12 protein-coding genes are annotated in these 16,324 nt (G+C 41.9%); 1 reads left to right on the top strand and 11 read right to left on the bottom strand.

The genetic code is table 11. The features are described 5' to 3' along the window. Position 1: 1 nt before the first annotated feature. The 11 genes from ACLTD4_RS20685 to ACLTD4_RS20635 all read right to left on the bottom strand — a co-directional run bounded on the left by ACLTD4_RS20685 (position 2) and on the right by ACLTD4_RS20635 (position 14,662). The gene (locus tag ACLTD4_RS20685) at positions 2 to 901 is read right to left on the bottom strand and encodes an ABC transporter permease (RefSeq protein ID WP_002599863.1); all 900 of its coding nucleotides are present in this window, start codon (positions 899 to 901) and stop codon (positions 2 to 4) included. A 74-nt stretch (positions 902 to 975) separates the two neighbouring features. Further along, a complete protein-coding gene (locus ACLTD4_RS20680) occupies positions 976 to 2,706 on the bottom strand; it encodes an extracellular solute-binding protein (protein WP_055656043.1) in 1,731 nt (576 codons plus the stop codon). A gap of 146 nt (positions 2,707 to 2,852) precedes the next feature. After that, the gene (locus tag ACLTD4_RS20675) at positions 2,853 to 4,550 is read right to left on the bottom strand and encodes a response regulator (protein ID WP_117623949.1); all 1,698 of its coding nucleotides are present in this window, start codon (positions 4,548 to 4,550) and stop codon (positions 2,853 to 2,855) included. A gap of 1 nt (position 4,551) precedes the next feature. Then, positions 4,552 to 6,294, bottom strand: coding sequence for a histidine kinase (locus ACLTD4_RS20670; RefSeq protein ID WP_117623950.1), 1,743 nt, complete (start codon positions 6,292 to 6,294; stop codon positions 4,552 to 4,554). 262 nt (positions 6,295 to 6,556) lie between these two features. Beyond that, the gene (locus ACLTD4_RS20665; protein ID WP_117623951.1) at positions 6,557 to 7,150 is read right to left on the bottom strand and encodes a YesL family protein; all 594 of its coding nucleotides are present in this window, start codon (positions 7,148 to 7,150) and stop codon (positions 6,557 to 6,559) included. A 29-nt stretch (positions 7,151 to 7,179) separates the two neighbouring features. Continuing rightward, positions 7,180 to 8,022, bottom strand: coding sequence for a MoaF C-terminal domain-containing protein (locus tag ACLTD4_RS20660; protein ID WP_055656036.1), 843 nt, complete (start codon positions 8,020 to 8,022; stop codon positions 7,180 to 7,182). Positions 8,023 to 8,032: 10 nt separating this feature from the next. Continuing rightward, positions 8,033 to 8,890, bottom strand: coding sequence for a carbohydrate ABC transporter permease (locus ACLTD4_RS20655; protein ID WP_117623952.1), 858 nt, complete (start codon positions 8,888 to 8,890; stop codon positions 8,033 to 8,035). Further along, entirely contained in the window at positions 8,877 to 9,791 is a 915-nt protein-coding gene (locus ACLTD4_RS20650; RefSeq protein ID WP_055656034.1) for a carbohydrate ABC transporter permease, read from the bottom strand. The genes ACLTD4_RS20655 and ACLTD4_RS20650 overlap by 14 nt, the downstream gene beginning before the upstream one ends. A gap of 68 nt (positions 9,792 to 9,859) precedes the next feature. Further along, entirely contained in the window at positions 9,860 to 11,236 is a 1,377-nt protein-coding gene (locus ACLTD4_RS20645) for an ABC transporter substrate-binding protein (RefSeq protein ID WP_055656032.1), read from the bottom strand. Positions 11,237 to 11,474: 238 nt separating this feature from the next. After that, positions 11,475 to 12,932, bottom strand: coding sequence for a response regulator transcription factor (locus ACLTD4_RS20640; protein WP_055656030.1), 1,458 nt, complete (start codon positions 12,930 to 12,932; stop codon positions 11,475 to 11,477). Between the two features lie 17 nt (positions 12,933 to 12,949). Continuing rightward, a complete protein-coding gene (locus ACLTD4_RS20635) occupies positions 12,950 to 14,662 on the bottom strand; it encodes a sensor histidine kinase (protein WP_055656027.1) in 1,713 nt (570 codons plus the stop codon). A gap of 551 nt (positions 14,663 to 15,213) precedes the next feature. Here ACLTD4_RS20635 and ACLTD4_RS20630 point away from each other — a divergent pair. Then, positions 15,214 to 16,324 (top strand): EAL domain-containing protein (locus ACLTD4_RS20630; RefSeq protein WP_412331526.1); only part of this gene is annotated, 1,111 nt, incomplete at its 3' end.

Below are 16,324 nucleotides of genomic sequence, written 5' to 3'. Positions count from 1 at the left end.
CCTAAAACAGCTGATAGTCTGCAAACTTATAGGCAAACCAGTAGGAAACTGAGATTAAAGTCAGAGATATCACCGATTTAAACAGTCCCACCGCCGTTGCAACGCCAAACTGTGCCTCCAGCATGCCGATCCGGTAAACGAAGGTGTCAATAATATCACCGCTGGCATATACAGGCGGGCTGTACATATTAAACACCTGGTCGAATCCCGCATTCAGCACGTTGCCAAGGCTCAGCACCATTAACAGCACAATCACCATGCGCATGCCGGGAAGCGTAATATGCCAGATCTGCTTCCAGCGGTTAGCCCCGTCAACCTGGGCTGCTTCATATAAGCTTAAATCTATGCCGGTGATTGCCGCCAGATATACAATAGTTCCATATCCAAAGGACTTCCAGGTCTCCGTTACGATCAGCGTAAACGGGAACCATTTATTATCGCCTAAAAAGAAGATCGGCTGGCCGCCCAGCGCTTTGATAACCTGATTGACGAGTCCGTCTCCCGGCGCAAGTATATCGATAAAGATGCCGCCTAATACCACCCATGATAAAAAGTGAGGCAGATAGATAGCCGTCTGAATGCCTTTTTTCAAGGAATTATGTCTCACCTCATTGATGAGAATAGCGACTACAATCGGAATTAAAAGTCCGAAAATTATTTTCATGACTGCGATAAACAGAGTATTCCACAGCACGCTGGTGAAATTAGGCAGTTTGAACAAATAGATAAAGTTATCGAAGCCAATCCATTTCTGATCTCCAAACAGCCCCTTCGCCGGTATAAATTTCTGGAAAGCAATGATAATGCCTCCCATCGGCAAATAGCTGAAACAAATGAGCATAATTACACTTGGTAAAATCATCAGATGCAGCGGCAGTTCCCGCTTTCTTCTGCTTTTCATAGAAACCCTCTCTTTCCTGTTTAAAAAACGAGAGGAAAAGTTTTTATGAAACCTCTCCTCTCGTAATCTCTTTTCTAGTTTTTAACGGACTGGTACCATTCGTTGACTTCCGCTGTCATATCAGCTCCGCCAAGAGCATTCCAGTTTTCAACGAATTTATCAAATTCATCTATGGAAACATCTCCCATAATAATGCGGACAAACATTTCCAGTTCCATCGTCTTTAAAGAGGATTGTTTATCTACCATCGTCGGTGTAGGCGCGCCTACAAACTCTTCTCTCATCACCTGACCGTTCTCAATATAACCATTCAGAGCATGGAAGACTCCATTTTCTCCGTATATCTTATCCCAGCCCCACTGAGTCGTATCGCCATTGTAATAAGCTTCCAGATTGGTCTGAATAACTGCAGGCTCACCCTCTAAAATGCTCATATCTCCCAGCTTACGCGCCTTTTCGATTTCATTAAACGCCTCGAGGTTTTTATTCGTCGGAGCCGGTGCAACCGGAGAGAACTTCCATACGCCTACCGCTCCATTTTCTACCGGCATGTAATAGTGATTAAAGTCATTGTCCTCGCCCCAGTTTTTCTCCAGATGCATATTGATTAACTTAACAACCGCTTCCGGATTCTCATAGTCTTTGCGGACTGCATAATACCACTGGGTACGGAATTTCTGCGGAACCTTCGGAAGCGTATCATCGGCCGATACGATCGGATATCCAACCCAGTCGGCCTCCGGATCATTTTGGTAATTGCTGATCAGCGGATACATCGGGTTCCACTGCTCACCAAAATCAATTCCCACTTTTCCGGCCGCTATCGTCTCTGCGACCTTTGCCCCATCCTTAATACCGAATTCCGGGTCAAGCTCTCCAGCCGCATACATATCTGCCAGAGCCTTTAATGCGTCCTTGGTTTCCGGAAGCACACTGCCCCACGCCAATGTCCCATCGTCTGTCTTCACCCACATATTGGGATAAGAATGGTAACCTGCGAAAAAGCCTTCTGTGCCCATGGCGCCGCTGTATAAATCCTTTGTAACTGCCATTGCATACGTGTCATCTTTTCCATTTCCATCAGGATCGCGTGTGGTAAACGCCTCAGCAATGTTCTGTAAATCCTGCATCGTCTTAGGTGGTTCTAATTGTAACTTATCCAGCCAATCCTGGCGGATCCAGAGATAATGTGTACTCTCCACCGATGCATCTGCATAGGGGACTGCCATCAAATGGCCGTCAAAGGTAGCCGACTGCAGGATACCAGGTCCTTCCGAATTATAAACCTCTCTCGTCAGTTCACTGGCATACTGGTCATAAAACTCTGTCATATCTGCTATCATGTCCGATTCTGCCAGCTGCTTCAGCTGTGTACGGTTTACAATCAGAACATCCGGCAAATCACCAGAGGCAATGGTAACATTCAATTTCTGTGTATAGGCATCATCGTTAAGACCGCCTCTGACCGTCCAGGCATAACTGATGTCAATCCCCAGATCATCGGAATACAAGTCCAGCCACCTGTTGCTGTCGATGGTCTCCCCCGGAGTCTTAGGCAGAATATTGTCATTCAAATCATTATCCACCGTACGTGCAAATGTCATACTGATCGGTGGATCATACTTTCCAAACGGATCCGCGCTCTCCGCAGCAGCGGAGCTGTCCCCTGCCGCTGCAGTACTCGTTTCACCTGCTGCACTTGCAGAAGATGACGAACCGCCCGAATTATTTCCCCCGCAGGCAGTCAGCAGCATACTGCCGATCAATACAGCAGATATACCAGTACTAAAAATACGTTTTCTCATATAGCCCTCCTTGTTTTATGATTTATCACCAATTTGCACCCTTATTATACCCGTATTTTTAGTCGTTTTCTACAAGCAACTTTTGATTTTCTTAACACATCTTTACTATATTTTTTCTCGTCTTCACATATTTTTACATCTGCGTTTTAACTCTCATGTCTTTTCGCAGAGTGAAACGTATCCCGGTATTCCTGGGGCGACATACCTTCCGCTTTTTTAAACAGGCGTGTAAAGGAGGCGGCGGTATCATAGCCAACCTTTCTTGCAATTTCGTAAATTTTTTCATACGGATTTTCAAGTAATTCCTTCGCCCTTTTTATCCGCGCATTCTCTATAAAGCTGGAAAGCTTATGGCCGGTCGTCTGATGATAGAGCCGGGAGAGATAGGAGGAATTTAAATATGTTTTTTCAGACAGGCTCGTCAGGGATAAATCTTCCGACAAATGGCCTTCAATATACTGCTGCACAAATGCTATGATCTCATGTGTACGCTTGCACTGCTCTTCTTTCTGTAAATCAAAAAGCTTATGAAATAATTCCAGAAGATGATCGGCCGCCTCCTTCCAGGTGCCATAGCTTTCACTGTCCTGCAGTTTATTTATATTGTAAAATTCGGAAAACTGAGATGCCAGCTGGGAACGGTTCATACAGGAAAGGAAGAAGGTGATAATCGTCTGGTATGCCTCCAATGCAATACCATCATTTTTATCCTGTATTTCGCCAAGGGGCACCAGCCATTTTTTTAAGGACTCAAAATAGTCCTGCTCTTCCCCGGTTTCTATGGAGTGATATAAATCGCTTAAGTCTTTGCGGAATAATAAACCCTGCAACTCAGCCGCCGCATGGTCAGCTTTTGCGTCCTGAACCGGAACGAAGTTCTGCCTCTGCTTCCGAAAATCCCTTTCGTCAAGAATGGTTTCCACATCATGACTGATATGGTGGCTAAGTAAGTCCATCAGAGATACATACTTCTCTGCAATTTCCTTCCACCCGCATGGCCTTTCTGCCAACGCAAAATTCACTGGGGCATCCAGCTTCTCCCGACAGGCCGACTGAACGATCTCAAGCGTTCCCTTCAGGAAAACGCTCATACTGCCGTCATCACGATCCGAAAATGGCTGTGTCTTTCGCGGCTGGACAAAAACAGCAATTTTATCATCCTTCAGCGGGACAGCAAGACTGTCAACGTGCATGGAAAAATATCTGACAAGCAGTTGTTTGATCGAATACATGATCTGATTTTTCTCCCAGAAATCAATCGACTTGGGCAGCGTCAGTATTTCTCCCAAAACCAGCATCACCGGTTCGTCTGCTTTCAAATGGATAAAGAGCCGTTCGAATTCTTCCGTATTGATTTTTAAAGAACGATCACTGTTAAGCAATGCATAAAAATACTTCTGGCAAAACAAATCCTGAGCAAGATTAATCTGATCTTTGGCGTTTTGAATCATCTCATTCGTTTGATTCTCATCTTTCAGCTCCTGAACAACGCTTTCCACGGTCTTTATAATCTTGTCATATCCCTCCGTCTTTAATAAGTATCTTACGTTACTGTATTGAATCGCCTTATACGCATAGTTAAATTCACTGTGTCCCGTCAGGAAAATCACGCGGCACCAGGACCAGCGTTTCTTGATCTCATCCAGAAGCTGCAGGCCATCGATCTCCGGCATATTGATGTCGGTCAGAGCAATATCGATCCTGGTCCGCCCCAGCCACTGGATTGCCTCCTCACCCGAATACGCCTTATACACATCCAGTTCTAAATTCTCCAGATTGGAGAAAATGTCATATAGCCCATTTACAATAATTTCCTCATCATCTGCAATTAATAGCCGGTACATACTACCCCCTCCTCACTCCCAATACAAGCTCTGCCCGCAGTCCTCCCAATGAGCTGCGTTTAAGCAGCACACCGCTGGCTTCATCGTACTGTAACTGTAAACGTCTGTTAATATTCAGCAGTGCAGTGACCTCCACATCATCCGATTGGACTGCCAGTCGTTTTTGCAGTTCTGCCAGCGTTTCATCTGTCAGGCTTTTGCCGTTGTCTTCGACAATAATATGCAGCCTGTCCTGACATATCTCAAAGGAGATGGAGATGATCCGGTCCTTCATCCTCTTATCGACCGCATGTTCAAAGGCATTTTCGATCAGCGGCTGTATGATAAGCCGCGGGACCGGATATTGTTCGAATTCTTCCGGGCATGGACTGAAATCCACTTCGAGATTCTTTGAAAAACGCATGGTTTGAATGCTGGTATAAGTGCGCGCATGCTCCACCTCCTCACAAAGAGGAATAATGTCCGTGGAATTTCTGGTAAGGTAGCGGTAATACTCCCCCAGATGATTTGTGAACTCTACCAGATTTTCATCCCCCATTTGTGCCATTGTATTGATGATAAAGAAACTGTTATACAGAAAATGGGGTTTGATCTGCGCCTGAAGCTGCTTCAGTTCCGCGCGCTGAGTCAGAATTTTCTGCTTATATGCCTGATCGATCAGCATATTTAAGCTCTCAACCATTTTATTGAATCTGGTGTATAAATAAGCAAATTCCGTGGATCTGACGTCCTCCGGATTCAGACTGATCTGCAGATTCCCCTTTTCCACCTGGCGAAAGACTGCTACCAGATTTTTGATCGGTTTATTGATGAAGCGATGCATAAACAGCGTGAAAACAATGATTACCGATATCGAGGCAAGGATGAAGATCCATATCCAGCTGGTAAAATTCTGCATTGGCGTGAACACCAGATTCTCCGGCAGATATCGAAGCAGCAGCAGGCTTAAATAGTCCGACCTCGCATACACCGAGTAGTAGCGGTAATCATCAATTTTACCCAGATCGGTACCGCTTTTACCGGATATGGCAAAATCGCTCAATATATCGTGGGGCTGCAGGGATCTTCCGGTGCTTGCCATGGCAATCTCATTCGAATTCGTCAGATCAATTAAAAAGGAGCCGCTGTCCGGATAGATATTGAACTGCTTTAAATCCTCTTTAAATACCTCCGGATTCAGTTTCACTTCTATCACATAGTTACTGTTCTGGCCCGAATTGTCCAAAGGATAGGCAGTCGTAAGATATAATCCGTCCTCATACCGGATAATCTGTGCTCCCTTAAGTCCGGCTGCGGCCTTGATCCGTTCATAAACCTTCGGGTCTATTTCATCCACCCCCCGGTCTGACGATACGGTCTTATCAATGGAAAAGATGTGTGCACTGACATTTTCCACATAGCTGCTGCTGTACACGATCGTCATAAGACGCGCCTGAAGCTGCCTCATATTGCTGACAATATCGTACGGACTCATAATGCTGTACTGCACTGCAAGGCGATTAAGATGCTCGTCGTTCAGGCACGAATACTGCAGTATCTTGAGCCGTTCGATTTCATCCTCAAGCTGGTTTAAATAGAATTCTATTTGGGCCGTTGATGACTTTGACAATTCTTCCCGCACAGTATTGGCCCCCCAGTTGCGGATATAGATGCCCAGAATAAAAATAGGCGCCAGAACGATTAAAAAGAGCGTGATTATTTTCTTAAACAGGCTGATATTGAATCTGCGAACGAATGACAGCATACTTCCCCCTCCAAAATATGATGTAATATACTGAATTTATCATATCAGGTCTGATTGTTTTTAACAATCCTCTATTTATCAGCCGATAATGATTGATTGTAAAATGCAGTCTGCGATTTTCTCTCCCATCTGTCTCTGTTTCAACTTATTATTTAGTTATTTTGTAATTATCTTACTCTCTTATTTGCTCATCTGAATCAATACACATCAAAAAAATGGAAATGCCCCCTATAAAGGAAACACCTCCATTCTTTAACTGTCCCTATTCAAAATACCATGCTCCGCATTCAATTTTTTTCGGGTTCATATATTCTCTGAATATTTTTTCAATAAAAAAAGTAGAGTAATATGTATAAAATGAAAATAATACCGGCAATAAAAATGGGAAAATCGCAGTTACTGCTACGCTTAAAACAAAGGTAATCAAAAGGCACCCCGTTTGTACTGGATACCTTACCATCAGGAAAACAGATACCTGAAAACATTGTATCGTTGACAAGGTAAATCTGGATAAGACGGGAAAATAATAGATTGCAGTACCTGCTGCTAATATCGGAATAATGACAAGCCAATTTTCTCCCGATACCATAGCCACCGATATCGCAGCTCCTGCTGTCAGTAAATAGATCAACGTTGACATACAGCCCTGCACAGCATTGGCTTTCCATGCATGAAAATACTCTTTAACCGGTTTTCCTTCCCCGAAACGCACCGATTTTGATACGGCATAATACAATGCGGTACTGGAAGTTCCAATTGTAATGATTGGAAGTGAAGTTATTAACCACAGAACGCCTAACACCACCAGATCAGTTCCCCGATCTGCAATTTGAAAAAGTCCCCCTTTATTTTCCAACTTATTTTCCCCCTCCCATTATTACACTATTATCTATTCCCTCTACACAGCTCTACTGCATAGGGAGATGCCAGATCTCCTTTCGCTCCAAAGGTACAGCATTCCATACCGTGGGCCTGGATTCCGAAGAAAGAACCCACATCATGCAGTAATGTAAGATTAATCAGGAAAAATCCCTGCACTCCCGCCTGACGTTCTTCTCTGAACACAAATACATACATATGATCATTAATCCTTATATAGTCGGCGGGATTTGATGCGACCCAGCATTTATTCTCCTCTGATGTCATCACATAAGTGTAGTATAAAGGAGCCGTATAAATGTGCTTAACCTTCGCTTTCTCTTTTTCATGATAAGTCCACAAAATTGAAGTTCCCACCAAATCCTCGGTGTAACCGTGCCTCTCTCCAGTATCCTCGTATCCGTCAAGAATTCCAAACAGGAACTCGCTCTGTACCTCTCTTGCAGATGCTGCATTTCCTACTCTTGCAATACAGATTGTGCATAACCCTTTATCCAGATCCACCACCAGAGTATGAGCACGGGGAGGTACAGACCCTCTGCAATAATGTTGAACCAGATAAATCTCATCATTTCCAGGTGCTTTTAATACATCACAGTATTCTTCTCTCCATTCCTCTCCATCTCTTTTCCACTGCAGGGTATGAGTGTCCAGAAAACGATAGGTATAACTTCGGCCATGTTCCAGGCAAAGTTTTATATTTTTACCAGTCATTTTTTCAGCAAATGGAGGCATATATTCCCCTCCTGAGAGCCATGTAGAAGTATATTTTTCCACCGGAGTTGCATCAGCGATGGTCTGTATATCCGCGCTGGTAAAACAAGACCACCTTCTTTCCATCCGTTCCATTTTTTCCTCCTTATCCTTTGATTGCCCCTGCCATCATCCCCTTAATAATCTGTTTCGAAAACAGGGAATAGATTACAAGAGCAGGTATGATAGATACAAAAAGTGACGTCATTACTCTGGGATAATCAGTAAAATATTCGCCTTTAAACCGCATCAGCATTAGAGGTAATGTATAATCCTTCTCATTACTAAATAAAATCAATGAAAAAGGAAATTCATTCCACACATGAAAAAAACTGATAATACCGCAGGTTACTACTACTGGTTTAATAAGCGGCAGTATAATTAATAGTAGTGTTCTCGTAAAACTGCTTCCATCGATGCTTGCAGCTTCCTCCAGCTCCCTGGGTATTGTATCCACATAACTGCGTACCAGAAAAATGGAGGTTGTGAGTTCCATACAAATACAGGGCAAAATTGTAGAATACCAGTGATTAGACAATCCTAATTTTACAAAAATAATATAAACTGGTACAAGAATTGCATGAATCGGTACCAACAGGTTACTCATGTACAATATAGAAAGCCCTCTGCTCCCTTTAAATTTAAACCTGGCCAGAAAATAGCCGTTAATAAAAGAGAACATCAATACACAGAATATAACTATTGCAGTTATTCTTAATGTATTAAACATCGCCCGCAGGACTGGCATCTGAGTAAGAACATAAGAATAGTTAGACAGATTAGTCCAGGATTCTGGCAGAACCAACACATCAATGGAAAACTCCTGTTGAGTCTTAAATGTTGTATAAAAAAGCCACACTACCGGAAAAATGCATGTAAATGCATATAGGGCAGGCACTGCATTGAGAAAAAAGTTAAACAGGCCATGTATCTTCTTTTTACTTACACGCTCAGTTCTTTCCATGTTGTTCCCTCCTTCTGCTGACCATGGCCGGCACCCGTGATATCACAAATAAAACAGCTGTTACCACCAGGATGAACACAGAAACCGCGCTTCCATACCCCATATTAAACTGTTGGAATGATACATTATACGCATATAATGCCAGAACATTTGATGCGTAGCCTGGTCCGCCATTGGTCAACGTCATAATGTGGTCGAATGCCTTCATATTTGCTGAAATACATAGAAATACACAAATAATTAACGTAGGTTTTATCAATGGCATAATTATATATCTTGCTTTCTGTATGCTGTTGCATCCATCAATCTCCGAAACCTCAAGAATCTCCTTGTCAATGGCCGTCATCGCACTTAACATAATCACCAGATGGAATCCTACATACTGCCAAATCATAGGAATACACACATACCACATTACATAATCCACTTGTGCAAGCAAAGGTGTTACCGCATCACCATATCCTACCGCATTCATAAAATAGGTAATCAATCCATAGTTATAATCGTAAATAAACTGCCATACATAGCCAATTACTACAGCAGAAAGAGTCACTGGAAAATAAATGATTGTACGGTAAACTCCCCCTCCTTTTACTCGCTTAGAGTTAAGCATACAAGCCAATAAGAAAGCAATTCCCAATTGTCCTACCAGGCAGACAAGAACAAGAAAAATGTTATTTTTTAATGCAAGGAAAACATTTGGATCAGACAGCAGGTTTTTATAATTAGCAAGCCCTACAAAAGTAAAGCTTTTAATGCTGGAGAATTTAAAAAAACTCATAATAATAATCAAGACTACCGGTAAAATAAAAACCAACAGATAAACCAGCAGGCTTGGAAGCAAATAGATTGCAGTCACACCTCTTCCCGGCTGCAGACAATCTCCTTTTGATTTGCTCATATCCCATCCCCCCTTTTTATGAGGGCAGAGATGCTATTTACAGCCTCCCTGCCCCTCTTATCTACCTGTTACTGTGAAAATACCTGCTCCTGAATGGCCTGAATATTCGCCGCAGCCGCTTCAGGTGTTGTAGCTCCAGCCAAAACACTCTGTGTTTCATTTTGAATCGCCATCTTCACGGTATCATTAATATAATCATTAAAATTTAACCCTGTTTTGGGTGTATTATTGATTATTTCCGACATATCTACAAATGGCTGTCCTAAATCCGTCCAGTCGTATTCCGTTTTGACAGGTGTTGTAGTTCCGTGCTCAGAACAATAGGCTGCATAATCCTGACTGCTGATATATTGGCAAAACTCAATTGCCGCCTGTAATTCAGCCTCTTTCCCTGGTGCCTCCAGACGTGAGCTGACCCCGACAGCCGCTCCGCAGGCATTAATCAGTGTTCCCTCCGCTCCATTGGCTGGAGGAAGCAGAATCACTCTGGTATTATCCCAGACGTCGGGATATTCTTCACTTAATCCCTGTAAAGTAGTAATTCCCCAGCCTCCCACTACATGAGAAGCTGCCTTTCCCTGCATATACATAGTTGCTGCAGAAATATCATCTGTCATATTAAAATCCGCATTAAATAGTTCTTTCATATCCTGTGTTGCCTTCATGGCCTTGATAAAAGGCTCATCCGTCCACTTTACGCTGCTGTCACCAGCAATAATCTTATTTACCCAATCTTCTCCACAATAGTTATAAGCCAATGCATCTGTGAAATACGATACAGCAAACCATTTTGCTGTATTCCCAAGAGAAATAGTATCAATCCCCATCTGATTAAAGGCTTCATCGGCTTTCAACAATTCTTCAAAGCTTGATGGCCCCTCCTCATAACCGGCGTCTTCCCAAAGCTTAGTATTATAACAGAGCAGATTGTAAACAGAAAACTTATTAGGCATTCCATAAACTTTATCGTTAAAGGTCGTGGAAGCCAATCCGTCATAGTAATCATCCGGATTGATATAATCCGTCAGATCTGCCAGCATCCCTGTTCCTGCTGTACTATCCAACCATGTATATTTTACATATGTAATGTCTGGAAGTTCATCCGCTGCGATCATAGACAAATACTTATCCTGAATATCTGAATTGGAAATAATGGTTTCTTCCAAAGTAACCCACGGATGGTCCTCTTTATACTTATTCAGACAATACCGAAAGGCTGCACTGCTAGGAATATTTTCTGCTGCTTCTTCACTATGCTCATGTACAATTGTTAGTGTAACTGGTTCATGCTCCGTTTCTGCCTTGTTTCCGGTTCCGGAGTTCTGTGATTCTGTCTGTACAGTCTCATTTGCCTTTGTTGGATTTTCATTTACTGTACTGCATCCAACCAGCCCCACTGCTGCTGCCGACAATGCTAACGTCAGCCATTTTCTTTTTCTCCCCATCTTTCTCCTCCATTCTTTTTAACCCCTGCATCATACAAACGCGTTTGTGATAATTAATTTACATGTTTATTATAAACCACCGAATATGAGATTGAAAATCGCTTGTTCTTATGCATTTTCACATTTTTTATCTCCATCTTGCCTACTAAATCATTTCTCCCAACCTTAGCAGGATGATTTTCTTTAAAAAAAGAAAAATAAATCCTGTTCTGCCCCAGGCAAAACAGGATTCCGTTTTTTATTGTTTATCCAGCCTCCATGTGGATGCCGTTTTTCCTGTATATTTTCTAAAATTCTCTGAAAAAATTCGATAAGAGTGATATCCGCATTCACTGGCTACCTCCTCAATACTTTTTTCCGGATTAGACAATTTTTTTTTGGCTGCTTCTATCCGATAGTAATTCAGCCAATATCCAAAACCATGGCCAGTACGTTCTTTAATAATTCTGCTTAAATAGGATGAAGACATAAAAAGTTCTGCCGCTATCTGTTCCAGTGACAGATCCTCCATATATCTTTTTTTGATGAAATATAATGCCTTTCCAGAGATATCATCAAGCAGGTATTTCTTCCCTTCCTGTACCTGATTGCACAGATCAGAAAACTCCTGATATATTTCATGCAGATTTGCTTCCACTTCTCTCCTGCCTCCAGGAACCCCCGTAAGTATACGGATTGTATCAACCATATTCCGGCTCTGTATAACAATCTCCTCTTCAGGAACTTCTTTCTCCTTCGCACATATCATATACTGATGAAACAGCCTTTTAATCTCCTCCATGGAATCATGATATTTGACTGCCTCATATAAAGTCTCCTTTATCTGCTGTAATTCTGTGTCAGACTGCCCCATCTGATGATGTCCCTGCTCCATGCCAACCTGCTTTACGCCCTGCAACAGTCTGTATTCTTTTGCCAGATCAGACAATTTATCACAAATTGCAGATATCTGTATCTGCTCTATCCGGACTGATGAAAGTTGTTCCAAAATTATCTTTTCGTCGTTCTCATCGCTGCTGTTCAGCAGTACAGCAAAATTACGTTCATTATCTTCAGGCTGCACAATAGCAGGGGACCATGGCTCCAGGAAAGAGGAAACCAGTTGTTCTGCCTCATACAATTCTTCAGCTTTTACAGTCAGTCTTAGCACTCTGTAATAGGGACCTTTTAAATAGAGCTTTAAGGCGCTTCCGTCTTCCAGGGCCTTTTCCTCCTGTGCTGTTTCGAGCAGTAGATTTCGGAGAAAATTTTCCCTTAATACATCCAGGTTTTCCTGAATAAACTTCTGATAACTCTGGTCTTTTTTCATTTTATTATGATATGCTGTTACCTTTTCACGAGCACGCATCACTGCTTCTTTTATGTCTTCAACCTTTGCAGGTTTAAAAAGATAATCACAGACCCCCATATAGATAGCCTTGAGCATATACTGCTTGTCTGAATGTGCAGTTATCATTATAAACTGAACCCAAGGCACAATCTTTCTAATCTCATCAATTAAAACAAATCCTTCCCCTCCCGGAAGGCGTATATCACAGATAACAATATCTGGATAAACTTTAAAGGCTATATCGACTGCATCATCTACACACTCTGCTTCTCCTGCAATCACTACTTCCAATTTCTCCCACGGAACTATTTTTCGTAGTCCACGTCTGACTATATACTCATCATCTACAATCAAAACTTTCAGCATATCCCCCTCAAACCTCCTTATGTTACTACTGGCTGTTTCACGATAAAGATACTTCCGCCCCCTTCTCTTGGACGATAGACAATACCATATTCCTCCCCATACCTCAGGTGCAGCCTTGCCTGGATATTTTCCAGAGCAAATCCCTCCAGACTATTCTGCTTGATTAAAGTACTGTTCAAAATCTGCTGTATTCTCTCTGGATCCGCACCGCATCCATCATCACGCACATCATACACAAGTTCATCCCCGGACAGATACACTGACACCAGAACATTCCCATAACCACTGAACTTAGAGATTCCATGTACCAGTGCATTTTCAATCAACGGCTGCAGAATAAACTTTATCACCTGAATATGCTGGATGTTATCCTGAATATTCATCTGAATACGAATCTTATCTCCAAACCGGTATTTTTCTATGGATACATACTTCTCCAGATGTTCCAATTCCTTGCCCAAAGAAATAACACTGCTTTCCGATAGTTCCAGCGACAGTCGGAACATCTCTGACAAATTCTGTATCATTCCAGTAGCAGCTTCTTTTTGATCCATTTCAACCATCCATCTGACCGAATCCAATACATTATACAAAAAATGGGGATTCATCTCACTATTCAAAAGCAGCAGATTGGCATCTCTGAGTTTTAATTCATTTTTATAATTGGTTTCGTATAAATAATTCAGTTGGTTTGACATAGCATTGAAGGTGTCGACCAGTTCCTTCACTTCTCCTTCGGCTTCCACATCTACCTGCAGGGGGACACCGCTCTCTGGATTTATTTGCTTCATATGACTGCTCAAGGTCATCAGCGGAACAGCAATATGCTTCCTATATATCCCCGCATATAATCCTGCTGCTATGGTAAAAAGAATAATAAAAAGCAGAATGATGCCATACTTCATCATGGTATAATACATGCTTTGGTCCTTTGCAACAGTAATCAATGTCAATGATTTGATTCCCAGCTCTGTAAATACTACATATTGATTATCCTTTTGCAGCACAAAACCGGAATCTTGTTTTATACGCTTCTGATTTCCCCGAAAAATTTCCTTTACCATATCATCCAGCTGAATATCTGAAGACATAACGAGTTCTCCAGAATCCATATCTAAAAGAAAATAATTAAATTTAATTCTGGAATCATTGGTGAGAAGTTTTCGCTCTATACTCTCTTCGTTAAGAACAATTTTAATATATCCCAATTTCTCCGACACATTATTCACATTGCGCATAATGCGGTATATAGAAACTTTACCATTACTCTCATGGGTCCAAAACCAGGTTCCCTGAGACTCCTTCATCCTTTCCTTCTCCTCTTCCTTAAAGGAGTAAACATTTTTTGAATCTGTAGATAAATTACGGTCCTCCTGTATGGACATTATTTGAATATGAGAAATATAGTTGTTATTAACATAGTAAGTTTCTACAGAGTTTTTGGCGGAACGATGAAGTTCAAGATAATTATCATTTTCTTTGTCACAGGTAAGGAATTCCCTAATCTTTACATTACCTACCACTGAGACAGAAGTGTCAATCACACTTCGGACAACATCTCTTATTGATCTGGATGCAGAATAAGCAGCCGCATTCACTGTATCATTGTAGTTATTATGGAGATTAGCAATCAATACAGAGGACGATACTGCATAAATTAAGATCATCGGAATAATGATAACTATAATAATCAATAACAGAAAACGATTAAAGATACTTCCCCTTTTCATAAATCCCCTCATTATTAAGTCCACTGTTAAGAATACACCCGTACTACATTATAGTATCCGCATATAATTTCCCTGTTTTTTATCCGCTATATGGATATGACATAATATGTTAAAATGTCGTTATATTAACTAATAATAATTGAAGTGGACTGAATTTTCAACTGTTATTTCTCCTTCGTCAATAAAATAATGATATTCCCAGCTACTGATTCTATCTTAAAATACATAATCTGTATATCATTATACCCATGGTCGAGGCCGAAGCGATATACTACAGCGGCACGGAAGACAACTATCCGACGATTCCGTCCATTTTCAGGAAAATAAACTGCCCAAACTGCGGAAAACCGCTACAAAACCATCTTCTTGATCTTCATCAATCATTTTAAAAGCATATCTATTACAAGACGACTTCTATAAGACTTTCGTAACCCGGTAATTCTGAGTTACGTGATAAAACGAGGTTTTCTATTGTCTAATTACGTAATAAATGCTAAAATGAACTATCAAGGCCCTATTTCGGTTATATAAAATACTGAGGTACTGGAAAGATGGAAGCGATTCATGATGAACAATGGATAAAAGAGAAATATGAAGAGATTTGCAGGCAAAATCCGGCCGATTACGTTCTAATCAGCCTCAAAATCAAACGTTTTCGCATTTTTAACCGGCTGTTTGGACGGGAGGCCGGGGATCGGCTGCTTGAAAGAGTCTATGAAGCCATTCAGGATTGGATCGGGGAAGAGGAATACGCGGCCCATCTCTATCTCGATTATTACAATATGCTGGTGAAGGTGCCTCACGATTACAGCACGATCGTCCAGTACGTCACCGATTTCAGCCATATGATACGGGATATGAAGGATGATGAGGGATTTGGACAGGTGTTTATCGGATTAGGCATCTACCCGCTGGAAGACGATTCGACCGACTTCTATACGGCCCAGTACAATGCCGATGTGTGCCGGGCTGAGTGCCCGGAGAGAACATACCGCAACTCTCATTTTGAAATATACTCCATGACATACCATGATCTGAATCTGCACTATTTTGACCTGGAGCAGGAGATCAAACCGGCTCTGGAGCACGGCGATTTTAAGCTGTACCTTCAGCCAAAGGTAGATTTAAAAACCGGGAAGGTAACCAAGGCTGAGGCACTGGTCCGCTGGATCGATCCCGTAAAGGGGATGATACCGGTCAGCGAGTTTCTTCCAGCTCTTGTGGAGAACGGGCTGATTGAGAATGTGGACCTCCATTTGTTTGGCATTGTATGCAGCACAGTGGAGCGTTGGCGTCAGCAGTATGGAAAAGAGATTTCTATCAGTGTAAATCTCAATGAATGTGCTTTTAATTACGAATTCTTTTTTAATGATTATAAAGAGGTTTATGAGCGTAATCCCTGCCGGAAGGACTGTATCGAGTTCGAGCTTCTGGAAAGTATTATTTTAAATCAGGTAGATCAGGTAAACCGGGTTGTCAATGATATTACTCAATTTGGTTTTACGTGCTCCGTGGACGATTTCGGAAGCGGCTACTCTTCCTACAGCGTACTGACCAACCCACGGATCACTACGCTGAAGATCGACCGTTCGCTGTTCCGTAACGACAATGACCCTCGCGAAAAGACACTGATCCGCTCCATCATCCAGACCGCTAAGGAAC

It is taken from the genome of Hungatella sp. (assembly GCF_046966825.1).
Note: the sequence above shows the minus strand (reverse complement) of the source record. Positions and strands in the feature narration are given on the sequence as shown.